Origin of the sequence: Achromobacter sp. 77 (genome assembly GCF_020541125.1) — a bacterium.
In the GTDB taxonomy this organism is placed as follows: Bacteria; Pseudomonadota; Gammaproteobacteria; order Burkholderiales; family Burkholderiaceae_B; genus Achromobacter; species Achromobacter mucicolens.
This window is the reverse complement of sequence record NZ_CP059848.1, coordinates 2,390,737-2,412,212: the sequence shown is the minus strand read 5'-3', so window position 1 is coordinate 2,412,212 and position 21,476 is coordinate 2,390,737. Positions and strand designations below refer to the sequence as shown.

Here is a 21,476-nt window from a genome sequence, read left to right as displayed (position 1 = left end):
CTAGACGGGTATCGCTTTACTTGCCCAGGCTCTGGATCACCTTGTCGGTGATGTCGATGCGCGGGTTGACCGTCACCGCGTCCTGGATGATCAGGTCGTAGTTTTCCTGTTCGGCAATGCGCTTGATGGCGTCATTGGCCTTGGACACGATGCCCGAGAATTCTTCGTTGCGGCGGCGGTTGAAGTCTTCCTGGAACTCGCGGCGCTTGCGCTGCAGGTCGGTGTCCAGGTTGGCCAGTTCGCGCTGGCGCTTGACGCGGTCGGATTCCGACAGGACGGGGGCGTCCTTGTCGAACTTCTCGGCTTGCGAGCGCAGGCTGTTGTTCAGGCGCTGGAGTTCGTCGTCGCGCTTCTTGAATTCGGCTTCGATCTTGCTTTGGGCAGTCTTGGCCGGACCCGATTCGCGCAGGATGCGTTCGGTATTGACGAAACCGATCTTGGTGCCTTGCGCTTGCGCGGGGATCGCGGCAGCCGAACCGAGAATGAGCGCACCCACCAGGGCAATGGAGCCGCCCAGCTTGCCACGGCGCTTGGCGCCCAGCGTCTTCGATGATTTAAGTGCGAAATCAGACATCATGAAAATCTCACCTTCCAGTAAGGCAAAGCCAAAGTGTGTATTGTGCCACTAAACAGCAAGGACGCTGGACCAGGGGGCCGCGCCCTTGTTTTCAAGAGTAACGCCTCGCTTAGAATCCCGTCCCGATCTGGAACTGGAAGCTTTGCTTGTCGTCGCCCGGCTTGGAATTAAGCGGCCGCGCATACGACAGCTGCAACGGGCCCATCGGCGATTGCCAAGACAGGCCGATACCGGCCGAGAAACGCCAGCCGCACGGATCCTCGACCTCGGTGTTGTCGCGGCCGCGGGTGCAGGACAGGCCGCTGCCCGCCGACACCTGACCGGCGTCGCTGAAGATGAACCAGCGCAGGGTGCGATCCTTCGAGGCGCCCGGGAACGGCAGGTACAGCTGGGCGTTGGCCACGATGCGTCGCGTGCCGCCCAGGTAATCGCCCGTCTTGACGTCGCGCGGACCCAGCGACGAGCCTTCGTAGCCGCGGACGGTGCCGATACCGCCGGCATAGACGTTCTTGATGACCGGGTAATCCTTGCTGCCGTAGCTCTGGCCCCAATCGACCATGCCGTTCAGCGCCAGGGTGTACGAGCCGCCCAGCGGCACGTAATACTGCTGTTGCGCCGTCAGCATCGTGTATTGCAGATCGATGGTCGACACGTCGGCCTTCAAGCGCGTGTACGAACCCTTGGTCGGCGCCAGCGCGCTGTCACGCGTGTCCTTGGACCAGCCGGCGCTCAAGATCACCGAGTTCGTCGCATCGCCATACTGGTCAACGAAACTTTCGTAGGCCGCCGGCGAGTTGTTGTACAGGTCGATCTGGTTGCGTTCGAAGTTGCCGCCCAGGAAGATGCGGTCGTACTCCGAGATCGGGATACCGAAGTTCATGCCCAGGCCCAAGGCCTTGACGCGGTAGTCACCGTCGTTGTTGTTCCAGGGCTCGGTCACGCGGTAGTACGCCGACGTGGTGCGGCTGATGCCGTCCTTGGTCCAGTACGGATCGGTATGCGACAGCACCACGGCGCGGTTCGTCTTGCTGGTGTTCAGTTGCAGCGTCAGGTTGGTGCCGCTGCCGAAGACGTTGTCTTCGCTGATACCGGCCGACAGAATGGCCTTTTCGGACGAGCCGTAGCCCACGCCCAGGTTGATCATGCCGGTGGGCTTTTCCTTCACGTCGACGTTGACGTCGACCTGGTCGGGGGAGCCCGGGACCGGCTCGGTCTTGACGTTGACGTCGCTGAAGTAACCCAGACGGTCGACGCGATCGCGCGAGGTCTTGATGTCGCCGGCGTCGTACCAGGCAGCTTCCTGCTGGCGCATTTCGCGGCGCACGACTTCGTCGCGGGTACGGGTGTTGCCGCCGATCTGGATGCGGCGCACGTAGACGCGGCGGCTCGGATCGACGTAGAACGTCAAGTCGGCTTCATGCTTGGCGCGGTCCAGTTGCGGGTTCGGGTTGACGTTGGCGAACGCGTAGCCCAGCTCACCCAGGTAGTCGGTGATCGCCTTGGCGGAATCGTTGGTCTTGGCGGCCGAGAAGGTCTCGCCTGCCTTGATCTGCACCAGGTCGTTGATTTCCTTGTCCAGGCCCAGCAGGTTGCCGGCCAGCTTGACGCTGCGCACCTTGTAGGGCTCGCCTTCGTGGACGGTGATCGTGATGCGGATGTCCTGGCGATCCGGCGAAATGGTGACCTGCGGCGGCTCGACCGAGAACTCCAGGTAACCCTTGTCCAGGTAGAACGAGCGCAGGCGTTCGAGGTCGCCCTCAAGCTTTTCGCGCGAGTATTTATCGGTATCGGTGTACCAGGTCAGCCAGCCGGGGGTGGTCAGCTTGAATTCGTCCAGCAGGTCACTTTCGGAAAAGGCCTTGTTGCCGACGAAACGGATTTCCTGGATGCGGGCAACCGAGCCTTCGAACACGTCGAAGCTCACGCCGACGCGGTTACGCGGCAGCGGCGTGACGGTGGAAGTGACTTCGACGCCGTATTTGCCCTTGGACAGATACTGCTGCTTCAGTTCGTATTCGGCGCGCTCGAGCATGGAGCGGTCGAAAATGCGGCCTTCCGCAAAACCGACTTGCGCCAGCGAGGTGGTGATGGCCTTGGAATCGAATTCGCGCATGCCGTTGAAGTTAACGGACGCGATGGTGGGACGTTCTTGAACGACCACGACGACGACATTATTGTCCGTCTGGATCTGAACGTCGGTGAAAAAGCCCGTGCCATACAAACGGCGGATGGCTTCGGTGGCTTCTTCTTCGGTGAATTTCTCGCCGACCTTGACAGGCAGATAACCAAAGACGGTGCCGGCGTCGGTTCGTTGAATACCCTCCACGCGGATATCCCGCACGACAAAGGGTTCGAAGGCGTGGGCCAAGGCCGGCAACATCAGCGCGGCTACGAGACCCGGCAGTACACCCTTTTTGTGTTGAAACATCCGGCGAAAAGACATCCTTGAGTATCCTCGGTCGTGCAAATGGCGGGGGATTTTATGCTAAATGGCGTTCAAGTGAACAAACGCGTGAAATCGTTGAACAGCGCAAGCCCCATCAGGCTTGCCAATATGCCTATGCCGGCGCGTTGTCCGATGTCGATCCATCTTGCGGGCGGGGGGCTGCCCCGCACAATTTCGACGAGATAGTACAGCAGATGGCCACCATCCAGCATAGGAATGGGAAGCAAATTTAAAACGCCCAGGCTGATACTGATCAATGCGATATAGGCGATATACGCAACAATTCCGATCCGGGCGGTCTGGCCGGCGTAGTCCGCAATCGTGACCGGACCGCTCACATTGCGCCACGACACGTCGCCCGTCACCATGCGGCCCATCATGCGCAGCGAAAACCAGGCGGTGTCCCAGGTGCGGACGGCGCCGCGCCAGAGGCTGTCGAAGACGCCATAGCGCACGGTCACCATCGGCACGTTGCCGCCCAGTTGCACGCCCAATCGGCCGATTTCCTGGCCGTTGACGACTTCAGGGCGGGGCGTGACATTGAGGGTGACGTTGGCGCCATCCCGGACCACGGTCAGGGCGAGCGGCTTGCCGGCGCTTTCCTGGATCTGCTTGACGAGCGCGCCGGTGTCGGGCGCCGGCTGGCCATTGACGGCCACGACCAGGTCACCCGCGCGCAGGCCGGCGGCCTGCCCTTCTCCGCCGTCGATCACCGCGCGCACGGCGGGCTTGGGCTGGGCCAGACGCACGCCGGCCGCGGCAAGCGGGTCGCCCTCGGCCGGGTCCATCGTGTTGGGGGGAAGATCGAGTTCGCGCCGCTGGACGGCGCCGGACGGCGTGCTGACCTCGATGCTGGCGCGCCCGCCGGTGGACATGACGTCCATCAGGCGCCAACGGGCGTCGGACCACGAGGCGACTTCCTGGCCATCGATGGCCAGGATGCGGTCGCCGGCCAACAGCCCAGCCCGCGCTGCGGGGGTCTCGGCCGCGGGCGGCGCGATGATGGCGACGGGTTCCTCGGTGCCGGCCATGTTCAGGCACGCATACAGGAACACCGCGAGGATCAGATTGAAGATGGGGCCAGCGGCCACGATGGCGATGCGCTGGCCCACGGGCTTGGTGTTGAAGGCGGAAGCCGCCACGGCCGGCGAGGCCCCAGGCGGCGCATCGTCCAGCATCTTGACGTAGCCGCCCAGCGGCAGCGCGGATACCGCCCATTCGGTCCCGTGCCGGTCGGTGCGGCGCAGGATGACCTTGCCAAAACCCACCGAGAAACGCAGGACCTTCACACCGCAAAGGCGGGCGACCCAATAGTGCCCGAGCTCATGGAAAATGATCAGTGAGCCGAGCGCTACCGCAAAGGCCAGCAAGGTGAAAAGCATGGGGTCGGAATCTAGGAAATCAGAGGCAAACGCAGAGGCAATCGCGGCCCGCCATCAGGCCAGTCCGAGGTTGCCCGCAAAGGCGCGCGCCTCGGCGTCAAGCGCAAGTACGTCGTCAAGACTGCTGAGCGTAACAGATGCTTGCCGCGCCTGCCACTCGAGCGCAGCCTCGATGACCCGCGGAATCCAGGTGTAGGCCAGCCGCCCGTCCAGAAATGCGTCAACCGCCACCTCGTTGGCCGCATTGAGCACCACGCAGGCGCCCTGCCCCGCCCGCATCGCGGCAAAGGAATGCGCCAGGCACGGAAAGCGGGTCAGATCCGGCTTCTCGAAGTCCAAGCGGCCATGCCGGGTCAAATCCAGCGGGCTTACGCCGCTTTCGATGCGGTCGGGAAAGCCAAGGCCGTACGCGATGGGCGTGCGCATGTCGGGCTGGCCCAGCTGCGCGAGTACCGAGCCGTCGTCGTACTCGACCATCGAATGCACGACGCTCTGCGGGTGGACGACCACGTCGATCCGATCGGCCGGCATCGCGAACAACCAGTGCGCTTCGATGACCTCAAGCCCCTTGTTCAGCATCGTGGCCGAATCGACGGAGATCTTGCGGCCCATGCTCCAGTTGGGGTGGGCGCAGGCCTGCTCGGGGGTGATGTCGTGCAGGTCTTCCAGGTCGCGGCCGCGGAAAGGCCCACCCGACGCGGTCAGCAGCAAACGGCGCACGCCCTTGGCCGGCTGCTGCGGCGCATCGGCACGGCCTTGGTGCGGCAGACATTGGAAGATGGCGTTGTGTTCGCTGTCGATGGGCAGCAATTCGGCGCCATTGTCGCGGATGGCCTGCATGAAAAGCGTGCCGGCGGCGACCAGCGCCTCTTTGTTGGCGAGCAGCACGCGCTTGCCGGCGCGCGCGGCGGCAAGCGCCGAAGGCAGGCCTGCGGCGCCCACGATGGCGGCCATCACGGTGTCGCACTGCGAATCCGCGGCGGTGTCGGCCAGCGCCTGTGCGCCCACGCGGATCTCGGGCATGGATTGCCCGCCCGTCCAGGCATCGATGAATTTCTGGCGGGCGGCGGCGTCGGGCACCACGACGACCGCGGCCCGGCTGGCCAGCGCCTGCTCGGCCAGCCGTTGCATCCGGCTGTGGGCCGAAAGCGCGTAAACCGCCATCCGCTGCGGGTGGCGGGCAATCACGTCCAGCGTGCTTTCACCAATCGAACCGGTCGATCCCAGCACGACGACACGTTGAAAAGCCGTCAAAACAAGACTCCAGACAAAAGTAGCGCGAACGGCGCGACGGGAAGAATCGCATCGATCCGGTCATAGACGCCGCCATGGCCAGGCAAGAGTGTGCTGGAATCCTTGCGGCCCGCGCGGCGCTTGAGCAGCGACTCGAACAGGTCTCCCACAATGGACAGCACGCCCAGCACCGCGGCGATCGGCAGAGCGAGCCAGAAAGTCCAGCGTTCCACCAGGGCGTGACCGAAGGTGCCGTCCCACAGGCTGGACAGCCCGATCCACACCACCGCGCCCAGGACGCCAGCAATGGCGCCTTCGATGGTCTTGCCCGGACTCACTCGCGGAGCCAGTTTACGCTTGCCGAAGGCCCGGCCGGCAAAGTAAGCGGCAATATCGGCCACCCAGACGAGGGCCAGCAGCGACACGACGAACACGGCGCCGCGCGCCACGTACATCTGCGCCAGCACCGCCCAAGCGGCAAACGCGGCCGGGACGGAGAAGACCGACCACGCCAGACTGGCCGGCGGCGCGTCGGCGCGCCCGCGCACCACGGCGGCCACGCCGGCAAACAGCCAGACGGCGGACACGGCCGGCACCAGGTAGCGCAGCACCCAGCCGGGATCGCCCGCGCCGGTCCGGTCACCCGCCAGCCAGGCGGACGTCAGCACCAGCATGCCAGCGAACAGCAGGACGGCGACACCGATGGAGATCAGGGGGGAGGGCGGTTGCGGCAGCGTCAGGCGCAGCCACTCCCAGTTGGCGCAAGCGGCCGCAAGGGCCAGCAGCGCGACGAACCACCAGGGATTGGCGCTCGCCATGGCGGCGGCCAGAATGGCCAACAAAACGACGGCGGTAACGATACGCTGGCCCAGCATGTGACGGTCTCCTCTTGTGCAGCCTGGAAAGACGCGCGCGTCGCGTTCAGCTTACTTTGCAGCCGCTTCGCTGACTTGTGCGCTGGTGCGGCCGAAGCGGCGCTCGCGCGTGCGGTACCAATCAAAGGCGGCCATGAGTTCATTGGCGCCGAAATCCGGCCAGTAGCGGTCCGTGAAGTAGAACTCCGCGTACGCCATCTGCCAGATCAGGAAATTGGAAATGCGCTGCTCACCGCCGGTGCGGATGAACAGGTCGGGCTCGGGGGCCCATGCCATGGAAAGGTGCCTGGAAAGACGCTCCTCGTCCACCCGTTCTGGGTGCGCGGCCAGGTCGGGCTCGGCCGCCAGCATGGCGCGGGTGGCTTGCAGGATGTCCCAACGGCCGCCATAGTTGGCGGCGACGGTCAGGTGCAGCCGGTCGTTGTGGGCGGTGCGCTCTTGGGCCGCGGCGATCAGCTCGCGCAGGCGCGGCTCGAAGGCGCTCAGGTCGCCGATGACGTGCAGGCGCACGCCCTGCTCTTGCAGCTTGCCGACCTCGCGCTCGAGCGCCTGCACGAACAGGCGCATCAGGAGCGAGACTTCTTCGGCCGGACGGCGCCAGTTCTCGGAACTGAACGCAAACAGCGTCAGGTAGCGCACACCCGCGCGACCGCAGGCCTCGACCACGCGGCGGACAGCCTGCACGCCTTTGGCATGCCCGGCCGTGCGAGGCAGCAGACGCCGCGTCGCCCAGCGGCCGTTGCCATCCATGATGATAGCGACGTGCTCGGGGATGTCGCGGATATCGGGAACCGCCTGAGTCGAACTTGTTGCCATTAGTTTGGGGGCTGCGCGCGGCGGACCGGCGAAAGACACGAATACGGGAAAAAACCTGCGCCGTCGTTTCCATCGCTACGAGGAAGTACCGCGAGGCAATGGACAGGACGGCGCATGTGCAACGAAATCCTGACGCCACGCGGGCCGACAAAGCGGCGCCGCGTGGCGTGTTGGGATTATACGGTCATGATTTCGGCTTCTTTCTGGACGACCATCTTGTCGATGTCGGCGACGGCGCGATCCGTCAGCTTCTGGACGTCGTCCTGCGAACGGCGTTCGTCGTCCTCGGAGATTTCCTTGTCCTTGACCAGCTTCTTGAGCGCTTCGTTGGCCTCACGGCGCAGGTTACGCACCGCGATCTTGGCGTCTTCGCCTTCGCTGCGCACGACCTTGGTCAGGTCGCGGCGGCGTTCTTCGGTCAGCGCGGGCATCGGAACGCGGATCGTGTCGCCCATCGAGATGGGGTTCAGGCCCAGGTCCGACTCACGGATGGCCTTTTCGATCGGGCCGGCCATGTGCTTTTCGTACGGCTGCAGGCTGATGGTGCGGGCATCGACCAGGTTCACGTTGGCGACCTGGCCGACCGGCACGGGCGAGCCGTAGTATTCGACCTGCACGTGGTCCAGGATGCCGGTGTGGGCGCGGCCCGTGCGGATCTTGGCCAGATTGGTCTTGAGCGTATCAAGCGACTTGGCCATCCTGGCTTCGGCGGATTTGCGGATTTCTGCTGCGCTCATGGAATTTCCTTTTCTTTAAACGTGTACCAACGTGCCTTCGTCCTCGCCGCTCACGACTCGCTTGAGCGCGCCGGACTTATTGATCGAAAACACCTTGATCGGCAATTTCTGGTCGCGGCACAACGCGAAAGCGGTGGCGTCCATGACTTCAAGGCGGCGAACGATCGCCTCGTCGAAGCTGATGCGCGCGTAACGCGTCGCGGTGGGATCCTTGTTGGGATCCGCACTGTAGATGCCGTCCACCTTGGTGGCCTTCAGCACGATCTCCGCGCCGATCTCGGCGCCGCGCAGTGCCGCAGCCGTGTCGGTGGTGAAGAAGGGATTGCCGGTACCCGCGGCGAAGATCACGACCTTGCCCTCTTCGAGGTAACGCAAGGCCTTCGGCCGGATGTAGGGCTCGACGACCTGATCGATATTCAGCGCGGATTGTACCCGGGTGTCGATACCCTTGTGCTTGAGCGCGTCTTGCAGCGCAAGCGCGTTCATGATGGTGGCCATCATGCCCATGTAGTCGGCGGTGGCGCGGTCCATGCCCTGCGCACCCGGGGCGACGCCACGGAAGATGTTGCCTCCGCCGATGACGATGGCCAATTCGACGCCTGCGGCGGCGACTTCAGCGATCTCATCGGTCATACGGACGATGGTGGAGCGATTGATGCCAAATGCATCGTCGCCCATCAGCGCCTCGCCGGAAAGTTTGAGAAGAACCCGTTTGTATGCCCTGCTGCTCATAGGTGATATCCCGAAGAACAATCCGACGAAAGTGTAAGACAAGAATGGGGTTGACCCCCAGCACCGCGCCCGCCTGGCGGGTTGGCTGCCCCATCGGCGTCTGCCTTTGGGGGCCCATGCGGCGAAAAAGGCCGGACTAGAATTTAATCTAGCGCCGGCCTTTAAGCACTACCTAGAGGTCAGGCGGCGCCAGCGGCGGCGGCGGCAACCTCAGCGGCAAAGTCGCTGGTCTTCTTCTCGATACCTTCGCCGACGACGAACAGCACGAACTTGCTGATCGATGCGCCCTTTTCCTTCAGGTGCTGTTCGACCGTGTGCTTGTCGCTCTTGACGAACGGCTGCGACAGCAGCGTCACTTCCTTCAGGAACTTCACGACCGAGCCTTCGACCATCTTGGCGACGATGTCGGCCGGCTTGCCGGATTCGGCGGCCTTCTGCTCGGCAACCGAGCGCTCGGCGGCGATGTCGGCGGGGTTCACGCCGTCGGCGTTCAGGGCCTTGGGCTTGGTGGCCGCGATGTGCATCGCCAGGTCCTTGCCCACTTCCTCGGCGCCGGTGTATTCCACCAGCACGCCGATCTTGCCGCCGTGCACGTAGCTGGCCAGCGAGTTGGCGGTCTCGATGCGCTCGAAGCGGCGGATCGAGATGTTTTCGCCGATCTTGCCGATCAGGGCGGTACGGGTGGTTTCGACGGTGCCTTCACCGAAGGGCAGCGCCGACAGCGCGGCGACGTCGGCCGGGTTCTGCGTGGCGACCAGCTCAGCCAGCTTGTTCACGAAGCCGACGAAGTCGTCGTTCTTGGCGACGAAGTCGGTTTCGCAGTTGATTTCGATGACGGCGCCCTTCTTGGCGTCGGCGGAGATGAACAGACCGATCAGGCCTTCGGCGGTGACGCGGGCGGCGGCCTTGCTGGCCTTGTTGCCCAGCTTGACGCGCAGAATTTCCTCGGCGCGGGCCAGGTCGCCTTCGGCTTCCGTCAGGGCCTTCTTGCATTCCATCATGGGCGCGTCAGTCTTTTCGCGCAGTTCCTTGACCAGGGCAGCGGTAATTTCAGCCATGTTTGCTCCAAATTTTGCTAAGACACGCCCCGGCGGGCCGGGGCTGTGATTTGATTCGATGAGACGCCCGCACGTGGCGGGCCTGGAAGATGGGAGCTCAGCTTCGCAGCGCCGGCGGGGCGAAAGCGGACCAGATGCGGCGCCGCTTCCAGACCTTACCCGCCGGACATGACAACAGGCTTAGGCCTGGTTGTCTTGCACTTCGACGAACTCTTCCTGACCTTCGCCCAGCTCTTCGACCAGACCGTTCAGGTTTTGCTCGCGGCCTTCCAGGACGGCGTCGGCGATGCCCTTGGCGTACAGCGCGATGGCCTTGGCCGAGTCGTCGTTGCCGGGGATCACGTAGTCGATGCCTTCGGGCGAGTGGTTGGTGTCAACCACGGCGACCACGGGGATGCCCAGGGTCTTGGCTTCGGCGATGGCGATCTTGTGGTAGCCGACGTCGATCACGAACATGGCATCGGGCAGACCGTTCATGTCCTTGATGCCGCCGATCGACTTGTTCAGCTTGTCCAGTTCGCGTTGGAACAGCAGGCCTTCCTTCTTGATCATGCGCTCGGCGCCGCCTTCGGCGACCACGACTTCCATGTCCTTCAGGCGCTTGACCGAGGTCTTGACCGTCTTGAAGTTGGTCAGCATGCCGCCGAGCCAGCGGGCGTCGACGTAGGGCATGCCGCAACGGGCGGCTTCAGCAGCGACCAGCTCGCGAGCGGCGCGCTTCGTGCCGACGAACAGGATGTTGCCGCCGCGAGCAGCCAGCTGCTTCACGAACTTGGTGGCTTCCTGGTACTTATCAACCGTCTTTTCGAGGTTGATGATGTGAATCTTGTTGCGGTGACCGAAGATGTACTGAGCCATCTTGGGGTTCCAGTAACGGGTCTGGTGACCAAAGTGGACACCCGCTTCCAGCATTTCGCGCATCAAAGACATTTAATTCTCCAAGGGTTGGTTTCTTGCGCCGCACCTGCATCAGCATCTTGCTGACACCCTGGGTGGTGTTGCGCGCGATTTCCCGCAAAACGCGGGATGACAAAGATTTTAACCGGGCCGGCCGATCACTGCCGCAATAACTACGACGCTCCAGGCGCGTTGCCTGTAGCGGCTCGCCTTTAACGACTTCTACTACGCTGCCGCGATAAACCCAGACGGCCGCCACCACAAGATTCTTGCATTGCGTCTTTCCGACACTCCAGGAGACTCCTGGAAGTTTCTTCGAGACGCACCCGGAATTGTTTTGTTGGCGGCGAAATCCAGTTCTTCGCAAACCTGGCCGCTAGGCCAGCCCGCGCATCAGGCCGCTGTGGCAGTTCTTAAGGATCCTCTTCAGGAATGCCCTTTTCAGGGTGCGCTTTTCAGCGCAATTCCAAGAACTTAATCCAGCGCCCATACCGAACCTGCATCGCCGCTCGAAAACACTTCCGGGCTTGCAAGCACACCGCGCCCAGCTGGCGGCGGCATTCATGTCCCGAACGCATCCGGCTGGATCCCGATCGACGCCCGACTGCTTCCCAACACCCTGCGGCTTGCCCGAATTCGCTCCACAACCTTCGCTTGCGGTGAAACTTCAGGGCCTGCCGCGTGATCTTATGAAGAACCGCGCATGACCGAACAATCCTGCCGGGTGTGCCCTGAACCCAAAGGCCAGCACCCGCCGGGTTTGGCTGGGGGTCAGACTGCCTGAGCGTTGGCTTTTGCCGAAGCTCTTGCCATAGCGCTGGCGGTGCAGACCCTTCTTGCCGGTAACCCGATTGCTCCCCAAATTTTTAGGGAAGCCTATAATTCTACTATTCTTTCAAGCAGACATTCAAGCGACACATCGCAAGCTTTCCATGGGCACAATCACTGATCCGGCCGACCTGGCCAAGATGCGCGCCGCCTGCCAGGACGCCGCCAAAGTTCTCGATTTCATCACGCCGCACGTCAAACCGGGCGTTACCACCGGCGAACTCGACCGCCTCTGCCTGGAGTACCTGACCGACGAACTGAAGGTAAAGTCCGCCACGGTCGGCTACGCACCCCCCGGCTACCCGCCCTTCCCCGGCGCCATCTGTACCTCCGTGAATCACCAGGTGTGCCACGGCATTCCAGGCGACAAGGTGCTGAAAAATGGGGACTCATTGAACATCGACGTCACCATCATCAAGGATGGCTGGTTCGGCGACACGAGCCGGATGTACGCGGTGGGCGAACAGTCCATTTTGTCCCGGCGCCTGTCCGACATCACGTTCGAGTGCATGTGGAAGGGCATCCAGCAGGTCAAGAACGGCGCCACCCTGGGCGACATCGGCAACGCGATCCACAAGCACGCCGAGTCCAACGGCTTTTCGGTGGTGCGCGAATTCTGCGGCCACGGCATCGGACAGCGCTTTCACGAAGATCCCCAGGTGCTGCACTACGGCAAGCCCGGCACGGGCGTCAAGCTGGTGACCGGCATGCTGTTCACGATCGAGCCGATGATCAACGCCGGACGCCGCGAGATCCGCCAATTGGCCGACGGCTGGACCGTCGTCACGCGCGACCACAGCCTGTCCGCGCAATGGGAACACGCCGTCTGCGTGACGGAGACCGGCTACGAGGTCCTGACCCTGTCGCCCGGCATGCCCCAGCCGCCCGCGTTCATTACCGAACCCATCGTCATCCCCGCCGTCTGAAGCACCGCAGCCACCCATGACCGCCGAAATCCTTACCCAGCTGCGCGAACGCATTCAGGAATCCCGGCGGGCCGCGGTGGCCCAGTTCCGGGAACACGAACGCCCCGACATCCTGCTGACCGAACTGCGGCGCATCGTGGATGCCGCCCTGCGGGATCTGGTCAAGCATTGCCCGCTGCCGGTCGGCGCCACGCTGGCGGCCGTGGGCGGCTATGGCCGCGGCGAGCTCTATCCCCACTCCGATGTCGATCTGCTGATCCTGCTGCCGCACGCGCCGACGCCCGACGAGGAAAGCGCGATCGAGAAGCTGGTGGCGTCGCTGTGGGATCTGGGACTGGAGCCGGGCCACAGCGTGCGCACCATCGAGGACTGCGAACGCGAAGCGGATGCCGACATCACGGTGGAAACCGCCCTGCTGGAATCCCGCTGGCTGGCCGGCAGCCGCGTGCTGATGCGCAAGTTCGACGCGGCCACCAAGTCGCGGCTCGATCCGCAAGCTTTCTTTCTGGCCAAGCGCGTCGAAATGCAGCAGCGCCACGGGCGCTACCACGACACGCCCTACGCGCTGGAACCCAATTGCAAGGAATCGCCGGGCGGGCTGCGCGATCTGCAGGTCATCCTGTGGATGGCCCGGGCCGCCGGGTTTGGCAACAACTGGCGCTCGGTGGCGCAGGCCGGGCTGCTGACCTCGTCCGAGGCGCGCGACCTGCGCAAGGCCGAGCAAGCCTTCAAGCGCCTGCGCATCGAACTGCACCTGCTGGCCAACCGACGCGAAGACCGGGTGCTGTTCGACCTGCAGCCCGCGCTGGCCGAGGTCTACGGCATCCATGCCACCGCCACGCGGCGCGGCAGCGAACTGCTGATGCAGCGCTACTACTGGGCGGCACGGCTGGTGACGCAGCTGAACGGCATCCTGGTGCAGAACATCGAGGAGCGGCTGTTTCCCCGCCCCGACAGCGACGCGCGCGACATCGACGACGATTTCCGCAACCTGCGCGACCGCCTGGACATCATTCGGGACGACGGCTTCGAGCGAAATCCCACCCTGCTCCTGCGCGCCTTTTTGGTGATGCAGCAGCACCCCGAGCTGACGGGCATGTCTGCCCGCACGCTGCGCGCCATCTGGCATTCGCGACACCGCATCGACGCGCAGTTCCGCCGCAATCCGGTCAACCGCAAGCTGTTCCTGCAGATCCTGCAGCAGCCGCGCGGCATCGTCCACGAATTGCGGCGCATGACCATGCTGAACATCCTGCCGCGCTACCTGCCGGTGTTCCGCCGCATCGTGGGCCAGATGCAGCACGATCTTTTCCACGCCTATACGGTGGACCAGCACACGCTCGCGGTGGTGCGCAACCTGCGCCGTTTCACCATGCCCGAGCACGCGCAGGAATATCCGCTGGCCAGCCAGCTGATCGCGGGCCTGGACCGTCACTGGCTGCTGTACGTGGCCGCGCTGTTTCACGACATCGCCAAGGGCCGCGGCGGCGACCATTCTGAATTGGGCGCGCGCGAGGTGCGCAAGTTTGCGGCCGACCACGGCATGGACCCCGAAGACGCCAAGCTGGTGGAGTTCCTGGTGCGCCAGCATCTGCTGATGTCGGCGGTGGCGCAAAAGCGTGATCTGTCCGACCCCGACGTGGTGAAGGAGTTTGCCGCGACGGTCAAGGACGAACGCCATCTGACCGCGCTGTATCTGCTGACGGTGGCCGACATCCGCGGAACCAGCCCCAAGGTCTGGAACGCCTGGAAGGGCAAGCTGCTGGAAGACCTGTACAAGCTGACGCTGGCCGCGCTGGGCGGCGCCCACGCCGACGCCCATACGGTGCTGGCCGAACGCAAGGAAGAAGCGGCGCGGCTGACGCGCCTGGCCGGTCTGCGCGACGACGCGCGCGAAGCCTTCTGGAATCAGCTGGACGTGGCGTACTTCCTGCGGCACGACGCCTCGGACATCGCCTGGCACACGCGCCATCTGTACCACCAGGTCGAGCCCGCGCGGGCCGTGGTCAAGGCGCGCCCCACCGAGCAGGGCGAAGGCCTGCAGATCATGGTCTACACGCGCGATGCCCCCGACCTGTTCGTGGCGATCTGCGGCTATTTCGACGCCAAGTCCCTGTCCATTCAGGACGCCCGCATCCACACGACCCGCCATGGCTGGGCGCTGGACAGCTTTATCGTGCTGCTGCCGGAAGGCGCCAGCGACCTGCGGGCGCAGGCCACGCTGGTCGAGCACGAACTGGCCGAGCGGCTGAAGGACCCGCAAGCAGCCGCGCAGGCCCAGCCCGGGCGCGGCGGATGGTACGGACGCGGCCGGCAGTCGCGCGTGTCTCGCGTGTTTCCGGTCATGCCGCAGGCCGAACTGCAGCCGGACGAGCGCAGCACATCGTGGCGCCTGTCCGTCACGGCGACCGACCGGCCGGGGCTGCTGCATGCCCTGGCGCGCGTCTTTGCCCGCCACGAGGTCAACCTGCTCATGGCCAAGATCATGACGCTGGGCGACCGCGTCGAGGACGTGTTCATCGTGGACGGATCCGCCCTGGCGCGCCCCCGCAGCCAGATGCAGTTCGAACGCGACATCCTGGACGCGCTTTCCGGCGACGAGGCCCAGCAGCGCGCCGCCTGAGCCCGCATCGCCAGACCCCGCCCGGACCGCATACAATCCGGGTTTTCGGCCAGGCGATGCTTGCTCCCATGCAGCTCAATGACTATCTGCGCGTTTTCGGTGGCAGCTTTTTCTTCGCGCTGGCCACGCTGCTGCCGTTTCTGAACCCACCCGCGATCGCCCCCATCTTCCTCTCGCTGACCGAGGGCGCTTCGTCCGCCACGCGGGTGGTGCTGGCCAAGCGGGTCGCCACCAACGTGTGCCTGATGCTGATCGTGGCCATGGTCGCGGGCAACGTGCTTCTCAGCTTCTTTGGCATCTCGCTGTCGATCGTGCGCGTGGGCGGGGGCATGCTGGTGATCGCCAGCGCCTGGCGGCTGGTGAACTCGCCAGATGCCGACACCGAACGCGTCGCCCGCATGGCCGAATCGTTCACGCCCGAAATGGCCAAGGCCCGCGCGTTCTATCCGCTGACGTTTCCCATCAGCTGCGGTCCCGGCTCCATCGCGGCCGCCATCACGGTCGGGGTCTCGCTACGAGACCAGAATCACGCATTGAGCCTGGTACGCCTGGCCGGCTCCATTCCTGGCATCATCGTCGTTTCGCTCACGCTGTATGTCTGCCTGCGCTTTGCGGCCCAGATGCTGCACCGCCTGGGCGACAATGGCACCGCTGTCTTCATGCGGCTGTCGGCCTTCATCATGCTGTGCCTGGGGGTGCAGATCTTCTGGGAGGGCGCCCGGGAACTCCTGTTGGGCGTGCTGACCCAGGTGATGCAACCAATTCCCGTCCCGAAGGCCTAAGCATGGCCGGCCGTCGCGCCGGCCTCGTTTAACCCATTCCAACGCAACAATGACCTCTCGCTCAGAACGCCTGCTCCGCCTGATCGCCCTCTTCTCCTTCGGCGCCGTGGGCATCGCCCTCGTTTCCCAGCACGTCTTCGACATGCCGCCCTGCGCCTGGTGCGTGTTGCAGCGCCTGATCTACCTGGTGATCGGCGTCGTCGCCCTGGTGGGCGGCTTTGGCGGCGGACGCGCCCTGACGCGGATCTGCGGCTTTCTGGCCGCCCTGCTGTCGCTGTCGGGCATCGTGGCCGCCTGGTACCAGTACAGCGTGGCCGCCAACATGCTCTCGTGCGACCAGACCTTTGCCGATCGTTTCATGACCGGCATCGGCCTGGAAAGCGCCATCCCCTCGCTGTTCGGCATCTACGCGACCTGCATGGACGCCAAGGTGCCGGTGCTGGGCGTTGAATACGCCCTGTGGAGCCTGGCGCTCTTTGTCATCCTGTTCTTCATGGCGCTGCCGGTGGCGTTCAGGCGCGGCCGTGCCTGAACCCGGCGCGCACATGCAGACACTGAAATACCTGGCCGGTTATCCGGAACCGCTGCTGGCGCAGGCCCAGAAACTGCTCGACCAGGACAAGCTGGGCGCGGCCCTCCTGGCGCGCTATCCGGAAGGCGCGCACGACGTGCGCACCGACAAGGCGCTCTACCAGTACGTGACCGAGCTGAAGAACGCCCACATGCGCAATGGCGACCAGATCAACAAGGTTGCGTTCGACAGCAAGATCCATGTGATTCAGCACGCGCTGGGCCAGCACACCTACATTTCGCGGGTGCAAGGCGGCAAGCTGAAGGCCAAGCACGAGATCCGCGTGGCGACGTTGTTCAAGAACGTGCCCACCCCATTCCTGAAGATGATCACCGTGCACGAGCTGGCGCACTTGAAGGAGAAGGACCATAACAAGGCCTTCTACAACATGTGCCTGCGCATGGAGCCGCACTACCACCAGTACGAATTCGACCTGCGCCTGTACCTGACGCACCTGGAGGCCACGCGCACGCCGCTGTGGGAAGCGAAAGGCTAGATCGCACCTGCACGGGTAAAAAAAATGCCGTCCCGAGGGACGGCATTTTGTTCTGCGCGAAACGCCGGCGGCGATCAGGCGTCGTCGGAGGTGTGCCCCATGTTGAAGCGCAGACCGCCCGCGTCTTCGTCCTTGCCGGGCTCGGAGCGCGATTGCCCCAGGCGGGCCAGGTACTCGGGCGTGATGTCGCCGGTGATGTACTGGCCATCGAAGCACGAGGCCTCGAAGCGCGTCAACTTGGGATTGATGTCGCGCACGGCCTGCTGCATGTCGTGCAGGTCCTGGTAGACCAGGCTGTCCGCGCCAATGGCGCGGGCGATTTCCTCGTCCGTGCGGCCGGTGGCGATGAGCTCGCTCTGCGTGGGCATGTCGATGCCGTACACGTTGGGGAAGCGCACCGGAGGCGCGGCCGAGGCGAAGTACACCTTGTTGGCGCCGGCGGCACGGGCCATGTCGACGATCTCGCGGCTGGTCGTGCCGCGCACGATGGAGTCGTCGACCAGCAGCACGTTCTTGCCCTTGAATTCCATGCCGATGGCATTGAGCTTCTGGCGCACCGACTTCCGGCGCACGGCCTGGCCCGGCATGATGAACGTACGGCCCACGTAGCGGTTCTTGATGAGCCCTTCGCGATAGTCCAGGTTCAGGCGTGCGGCAAGCTGCATGGCGGCCGGGCGCGAGGAATCGGGAATCGGCATGACGACGTCGATGTCGCCCAGGCGCATGTTGCGCGCGACCTTGTCGGCCAGGTACTCACCCATGCGCAGGCGCGCGTCGTACACCGACACGCCGTCGATCATCGAATCGGGGCGGGCGAAGTAGACGTATTCGAAAATGCAGGGGACCAGCTGCGGGTTGTCGGCGCACTGGCGGGCCACCATGCGGCCGTCCAGGTCGATGAAGACGGCTTCACCGGGCTCCACGTCGCGCACGAACGTGAATCCGCTACCTTCAAGCGCCACGGATTCCGAGGCAACCATCCATTCCACACCCTCTTCGGTTTCCTGGCGGCCGATACACAGCGGGCGGATGCCGTTGGGATCACGGAAGGCCAGCAGGCCGTAGCCGGAAATCTGGGCCACGACGGCATAGGCGCCGCGCACGCGCTTGTGCAGGGCGGACACGGCGCGGAACATGGCGTCCTCGTCGAGCGACACGCCGTTGGCGGCCGATTGCAGCTCGTGCGCCAGCACGTTCAGCAGGACTTCGGAATCGGAGTTCGTGTTGATGTGGCGGCGGTCGACGCGATAGAGCGACTCGCGCAGCTCACGCCAGTTGGTCAGGTTGCCGTTGTGGGACAACATGATGCCGAACGGGGCATTGACGTAGAACGGCTGGGCCTCTTCCTCGCTGGCGCTGGAGCCGGCGGTGGGATAGCGGACCTGGCCGACGCCCGACGTGCCGGGCAGCGCGCGCATGTTGCGCGTGCGGAAGACGTCGCGCACCAGGCCGTGCGCCTTGTACATATTGAACTGGTTGCCTTGCGACGTCGCAATGCCCGCGGCGTCCTGCCCGCGATGCTGCAACAGCAGCAAGCTGTCATAGAGCAGCTGGTTGACCGGCCCGCGCCCGATGACCCCTACGATTCCACACATGGTGAGATTTCCTGGTTGATTTGAAGCTAATCAGTACGGCAGCCACGTCGCCAGGGTTGGCGGCAGCCACGTCTTGATATGTTTGATGGCCTCGATGGCCGAATGCGAAAACATGGCGTCCTGCCACCACGGCTCTTGCGGCAGCGGCGTATACCCTGCGGCGGCGACCAGCGCCAGCACGATCAATAGACCACGGGCCAGCCCGAACATTCCGCCCAGGCCGTGATCGGCGGGGCTGAGTCCGGTGCTGCGGATCAGGGCGGCAAGCGTCATATTGACCAACCCCACGCCGAGCAACACGATGATGAACACCGCCGCGTAGGAGACTCCCATGCGCAGCAGCGTCGTTTCAATATAGGGCTCCAGCCAGGTGTACACCGTGGGCCCCCACCATATCGCGGCCACGAAGGCCAGCAGATAGGCGACCAGCGACAGCACCTCTTTGAGCAGGCCGCGCACCAGGCCCAGCACACCCGATACCACCAGGATGGCCAGCACGACGAAGTCGAAGCCGGTCACTATTGGGCGGCAATGAAACCATTGTCATAGCCCAGCGTGCGCAACCGCGCCTGGGCCGCCTGGGCCGCCTCGCGCGACGGGAACGGCCCCACGCGCAGACGGTACTGCTGCTTGCCATTGATCGTGGCCTGCTCGACGAAGGCGTTGGTGACGCCGGCCTGATGCAATTTGCCGCGGCGCGACTGGGCGTCTTCGGAAGTCGTGTAGGCAGCGATCTGCAGCACGAAATTGCCCTTCGCGGCGGCGGGTTTGGACGCTTCCGGCTTGGGCGCCGATGCCGGCGCACTGCGGCCCTCGAGCAGCGCCAGGGCGCGCGCGCCGTCATCGGAACGCGTTTCAGGCTTGGCCGGCGTGGTCGGCTTGGCGGGCTCGGGTTTGGGCTTGGTTTCGGGCTTGGGCGGCGTGGCCGGCGGGACGGCAGGCGTCGCGGGCGGGGTGGCCGGCTGCGTGGTGTGGGGCGTCGTGGGCGTGCCGGACGCGGCGGCCACGGGCGGCACGGAATTCACGGCGGGAGGCGTAGGCACCGCGGCCGGGTCGGTGGCCCCGGACGCCGAGGGGTCGGCGGGCGCGGCAACCTGGGGTTCGGAGACCTGAGGCTGGAACGGCGTCGTGCGTTCCGGCACCTTGATGGGGATGTTGTCGTCGACCGGGGCGGGCTGAGAGTCCAGCACCATGGGCAGGATGATGACTGCGGCCAGCACCAGCGCCACTGCGCCCGCAAGCCTGCGCCGCGCACGGCCGCGCAACTCGGCCGCCTGGACCTCGCTGGGCACGGCAGCCCGTTTGGAGGCCTGCGCCTGCTCGGCAGGATCTTTGCGTTTGAAAAAACCCATGGAAGAGAATTCCTTGCGGCGCCTTGCGGCATTGCGGCGGCACGGCCGCCATGACGCGAATGGCCCGATTTGCCTATGCCTTGCGACCCAGAGCCTGCAAAACGGAGGCTACGGTGAGAAACGATCCGAATACCACGATTCTATCATTCTCCCCTGCCCGTTCGCGCGCTGCCGCAAAGGCTTGGGCAGGATCGGCGTAGGCCTGGATGCCGGGGCTTTCGCTGCCGGCGGGCAGCGGCGGGAGCGCCGCGCCGACCTGGTCCGCGAGCGCCTGGCCCGGGGTGCCGCGCGGTCCGGGCAGGCCCGCGCAATACCAGTAGTCGATGCGGGAACCGAGCTTGGCCACCACGCCGGCGAGGTCCTTGTCGTTCAGCATGCCGAACACCGCGTGGGTGTACGGATGAAAGCCCATGTTGTCCAGGTTCTGCGCCAGCACGGCGGCGGCGTGCGGGTTGTGCGCGACGTCCAGAATAACGGTGGGCTGGCCCGGCAGGATCTGGAAGCGGCCCGGCAGCGAAGCTTGCAGCAGCCCCAGGCGCACGGCCTGCTGCTGCACGGGCAGCCGGTCGCGCACGGATTCCAGCGCGGCCAGCGCCGCCGAGGCGTTGAGCAATTGGTTGGCGCCGCGCAGGGCCGGATAAGCCATCGCGCTGCGGCGCTGCTCGCGCCCGCCGTAGGCCCACTGCTGGCGGTCGCCCGAATAGTTGTAGTCGCGTCCGAAAAGCCACAGGTCCGCGCCGATCTCCTGGACGTGATCCAGCAGCGACTGCGGGGGCACCGGGTCGCTGCAGATGGCGGGCCGGCCGCTGCGGTAGATATGGGCTTTTTCGAAACCGATCTTTTCGCGCGTGTCGCCCAGCCAGTCGGTGTGATCGAGGTCGACGCTGGTGACGATGGCGCAGTCGGCGTCGACGATGTTCACGGCATCCAGGCGTCCGCCCAGGCCGACTTCGAGGACGACGGCGTCGAGCCGCGACTGTGAGAACAGGCGCAGAATGGCCAGCGTGGTGAATTCAAAGTAAGTCAGCGAGACGTCGCCGCGCGCGGCTTCGACGGCCTGGAACTGGGCGATCAGGTCCTGGTCGGACGCGATCTGCCCGTTGACGCGGGCGCGCTCGTTGAAGTCGATGAGGTGCGGCGAGGTGTACAGGCCCACCTTGTAGCCCGCCGCAAGCAGGATGGCCTCGAGCATGGCACAGGTGGAACCCTTGCCGTTGGTGCCGCCGACGACGAACTTCACGCCGGGCAGCGACAGCGCCATGCAGTCCGCGACCTGGCGCACCCGGTCCAGACCCATGTCGATCGCCGTGGCGTGGATGGACTCCAGGTACTGCAGCCAATCAGACAGGTTGGCGGCGGCGTCAGGCGTGCGGACAGAAGACATGAGGCGGGTTCGCGAAAGGAAATCAGCCTGCGATTTTAGCAGTCCGCGCCCGGTGTTTTCCCTAATCCCCTAGGGCGCGGCCCGGTATCCCGGAACAAAAAGTGCTTGCCCATGTTTTTCTCATACGTAAAAATAAATTCATGTATGAAAAATATAAGGAAGAGAC

The 21,476-nt window shown here is 64.6% G+C and carries 19 protein-coding genes; 5 read left to right on the top strand and 14 right to left on the bottom strand.

The annotated features are described in order from the left end of the window. Positions 1–16: 16 nt before the first annotated feature. The 10 genes from H4P35_RS11075 to rpsB form a co-directional block, all read right to left on the bottom strand. On the bottom strand, positions 17–577 hold the full coding sequence (locus H4P35_RS11075) for an OmpH family outer membrane protein (protein WP_056316777.1): 561 nt from the start codon (positions 575–577) through the stop codon (positions 17–19). A gap of 109 nt (positions 578–686) precedes the next feature. After that, positions 687–3,020: an outer membrane protein assembly factor BamA gene (bamA, locus tag H4P35_RS11070; protein WP_056316774.1), complete on the bottom strand. Its 2,334-nt coding sequence runs from the start codon at positions 3,018–3,020 to the stop codon at positions 687–689. 53 nt (positions 3,021–3,073) lie between these two features. After that, a complete protein-coding gene (rseP, locus tag H4P35_RS11065) occupies positions 3,074–4,405 on the bottom strand; it encodes an RIP metalloprotease RseP (RefSeq protein WP_142055686.1) in 1,332 nt (443 codons plus the stop codon). A 54-nt stretch (positions 4,406–4,459) separates the two neighbouring features. Further along, on the bottom strand, positions 4,460–5,659 hold the full coding sequence (locus H4P35_RS11060) for a 1-deoxy-D-xylulose-5-phosphate reductoisomerase (RefSeq protein WP_175157224.1): 1,200 nt from the start codon (positions 5,657–5,659) through the stop codon (positions 4,460–4,462). Then, complete coding sequence (locus H4P35_RS11055; protein ID WP_056316764.1) at positions 5,656–6,513, bottom strand: phosphatidate cytidylyltransferase; 858 nt, start codon at positions 6,511–6,513, stop codon at positions 5,656–5,658. Before H4P35_RS11055 ends, H4P35_RS11060 begins: the two co-directional genes overlap by 4 nt. A 51-nt stretch (positions 6,514–6,564) precedes the next feature. Beyond that, the gene (uppS, locus tag H4P35_RS11050; protein WP_056316763.1) at positions 6,565–7,329 is read right to left on the bottom strand and encodes a polyprenyl diphosphate synthase; all 765 of its coding nucleotides are present in this window, start codon (positions 7,327–7,329) and stop codon (positions 6,565–6,567) included. Positions 7,330–7,505: 176 nt separating this feature from the next. Continuing rightward, positions 7,506–8,066: a ribosome recycling factor gene (gene frr / locus H4P35_RS11045; protein WP_056316760.1), complete on the bottom strand. Its 561-nt coding sequence runs from the start codon at positions 8,064–8,066 to the stop codon at positions 7,506–7,508. A gap of 15 nt (positions 8,067–8,081) precedes the next feature. Next, on the bottom strand, positions 8,082–8,798 hold the full coding sequence (gene pyrH / locus H4P35_RS11040) for a UMP kinase (RefSeq protein ID WP_056316757.1): 717 nt from the start codon (positions 8,796–8,798) through the stop codon (positions 8,082–8,084). A gap of 179 nt (positions 8,799–8,977) precedes the next feature. Then, positions 8,978–9,856, bottom strand: a complete 879-nt coding sequence (gene tsf / locus H4P35_RS11035) for a translation elongation factor Ts (protein ID WP_056316754.1) — start codon at positions 9,854–9,856, stop codon at positions 8,978–8,980. Positions 9,857–10,036: 180 nt separating this feature from the next. After that, positions 10,037–10,786: a 30S ribosomal protein S2 gene (gene rpsB / locus H4P35_RS11030; RefSeq protein ID WP_056316750.1), complete on the bottom strand. Its 750-nt coding sequence runs from the start codon at positions 10,784–10,786 to the stop codon at positions 10,037–10,039. Between the two features lie 899 nt (positions 10,787–11,685). On the opposite strand from rpsB, the gene map reads away from it, so the two are divergent. The 5 genes from map (at position 11,686) to H4P35_RS11005 (ending at position 16,979) form a co-directional block, all read left to right on the top strand. Next, on the top strand, positions 11,686–12,507 hold the full coding sequence (map, locus tag H4P35_RS11025) for a type I methionyl aminopeptidase (RefSeq protein ID WP_226849028.1): 822 nt from the start codon (positions 11,686–11,688) through the stop codon (positions 12,505–12,507). 16 nt (positions 12,508–12,523) lie between these two features. Then, positions 12,524–15,130 (top strand): [protein-PII] uridylyltransferase, encoded by a 2,607-nt coding sequence (locus tag H4P35_RS11020; RefSeq protein ID WP_056316745.1) that lies wholly within the window; start codon positions 12,524–12,526, stop codon positions 15,128–15,130. Positions 15,131–15,198: 68 nt separating this feature from the next. Next, entirely contained in the window at positions 15,199–15,912 is a 714-nt protein-coding gene (locus tag H4P35_RS11015) for a MarC family protein (protein WP_056316742.1), read from the top strand. Between the two features lie 49 nt (positions 15,913–15,961). After that, the gene (locus tag H4P35_RS11010) at positions 15,962–16,444 is read left to right on the top strand and encodes a disulfide bond formation protein B (RefSeq protein ID WP_062841381.1); all 483 of its coding nucleotides are present in this window, start codon (positions 15,962–15,964) and stop codon (positions 16,442–16,444) included. A 13-nt stretch (positions 16,445–16,457) separates the two neighbouring features. Then, positions 16,458–16,979: a YgjP-like metallopeptidase domain-containing protein gene (locus H4P35_RS11005; RefSeq protein WP_226849026.1), complete on the top strand. Its 522-nt coding sequence runs from the start codon at positions 16,458–16,460 to the stop codon at positions 16,977–16,979. Between the two features lie 74 nt (positions 16,980–17,053). Here the strand turns inward: H4P35_RS11005 and purF are convergent, their stop codons facing one another. From purF to folC, 4 genes are all read right to left on the bottom strand, one after another. After that, entirely contained in the window at positions 17,054–18,574 is a 1,521-nt protein-coding gene (gene purF, locus H4P35_RS11000) for an amidophosphoribosyltransferase (RefSeq protein WP_062841383.1), read from the bottom strand. A 30-nt stretch (positions 18,575–18,604) separates the two neighbouring features. Then, positions 18,605–19,093, bottom strand: coding sequence for a CvpA family protein (locus H4P35_RS10995; protein WP_056316730.1), 489 nt, complete (start codon positions 19,091–19,093; stop codon positions 18,605–18,607). After that, positions 19,093–19,926, bottom strand: coding sequence for an SPOR domain-containing protein (locus H4P35_RS10990; protein WP_062841384.1), 834 nt, complete (start codon positions 19,924–19,926; stop codon positions 19,093–19,095). Before H4P35_RS10990 ends, H4P35_RS10995 begins: the two co-directional genes overlap by 1 nt. 73 nt (positions 19,927–19,999) lie before the next feature. Next, complete coding sequence (gene folC, locus H4P35_RS10985) at positions 20,000–21,310, bottom strand: bifunctional tetrahydrofolate synthase/dihydrofolate synthase (protein ID WP_226849024.1); 1,311 nt, start codon at positions 21,308–21,310, stop codon at positions 20,000–20,002. Positions 21,311–21,476 lie beyond the last annotated feature (166 nt).

Excerpts from the sequence above, each read along its gene's own strand:
- H4P35_RS11075 (WP_056316777.1), bottom strand. The coding sequence starts at position 577 with ATGATGTCTGATTTCGCACTTAAATCATCGAAGACGCTGGGCGCCAAG.
- map (WP_226849028.1), top strand. The coding sequence starts at position 11,686 with ATGGGCACAATCACTGATCCGGCCGACCTGGCCAAGATGCGCGCCGCC.
- H4P35_RS11015 (WP_056316742.1), top strand. The coding sequence starts at position 15,199 with ATGCAGCTCAATGACTATCTGCGCGTTTTCGGTGGCAGCTTTTTCTTC.
- purF (WP_062841383.1), bottom strand. The coding sequence starts at position 18,574 with ATGTGTGGAATCGTAGGGGTCATCGGGCGCGGGCCGGTCAACCAGCTG.
- H4P35_RS11055 (WP_056316764.1), bottom strand. The coding sequence starts at position 6,513 with ATGCTGGGCCAGCGTATCGTTACCGCCGTCGTTTTGTTGGCCATTCTG.
- H4P35_RS10990 (WP_062841384.1), bottom strand. The coding sequence starts at position 19,926 with ATGGGTTTTTTCAAACGCAAAGATCCTGCCGAGCAGGCGCAGGCCTCC.
- bamA (WP_056316774.1), bottom strand. The coding sequence starts at position 3,020 with ATGTCTTTTCGCCGGATGTTTCAACACAAAAAGGGTGTACTGCCGGGT.
- H4P35_RS11020 (WP_056316745.1), top strand. The coding sequence starts at position 12,524 with ATGACCGCCGAAATCCTTACCCAGCTGCGCGAACGCATTCAGGAATCC.
- folC (WP_226849024.1), bottom strand. The coding sequence starts at position 21,310 with ATGTCTTCTGTCCGCACGCCTGACGCCGCCGCCAACCTGTCTGATTGG.
- rseP (WP_142055686.1), bottom strand. The coding sequence starts at position 4,405 with ATGCTTTTCACCTTGCTGGCCTTTGCGGTAGCGCTCGGCTCACTGATC.
- rpsB (WP_056316750.1), bottom strand. The coding sequence starts at position 10,786 with ATGTCTTTGATGCGCGAAATGCTGGAAGCGGGTGTCCACTTTGGTCAC.
- frr (WP_056316760.1), bottom strand. The coding sequence starts at position 8,066 with ATGAGCGCAGCAGAAATCCGCAAATCCGCCGAAGCCAGGATGGCCAAG.
- tsf (WP_056316754.1), bottom strand. The coding sequence starts at position 9,856 with ATGGCTGAAATTACCGCTGCCCTGGTCAAGGAACTGCGCGAAAAGACT.
- H4P35_RS11010 (WP_062841381.1), top strand. The coding sequence starts at position 15,962 with ATGACCTCTCGCTCAGAACGCCTGCTCCGCCTGATCGCCCTCTTCTCC.
- H4P35_RS11005 (WP_226849026.1), top strand. The coding sequence starts at position 16,458 with ATGCAGACACTGAAATACCTGGCCGGTTATCCGGAACCGCTGCTGGCG.
- pyrH (WP_056316757.1), bottom strand. The coding sequence starts at position 8,798 with ATGAGCAGCAGGGCATACAAACGGGTTCTTCTCAAACTTTCCGGCGAG.
- uppS (WP_056316763.1), bottom strand. The coding sequence starts at position 7,329 with ATGGCAACAAGTTCGACTCAGGCGGTTCCCGATATCCGCGACATCCCC.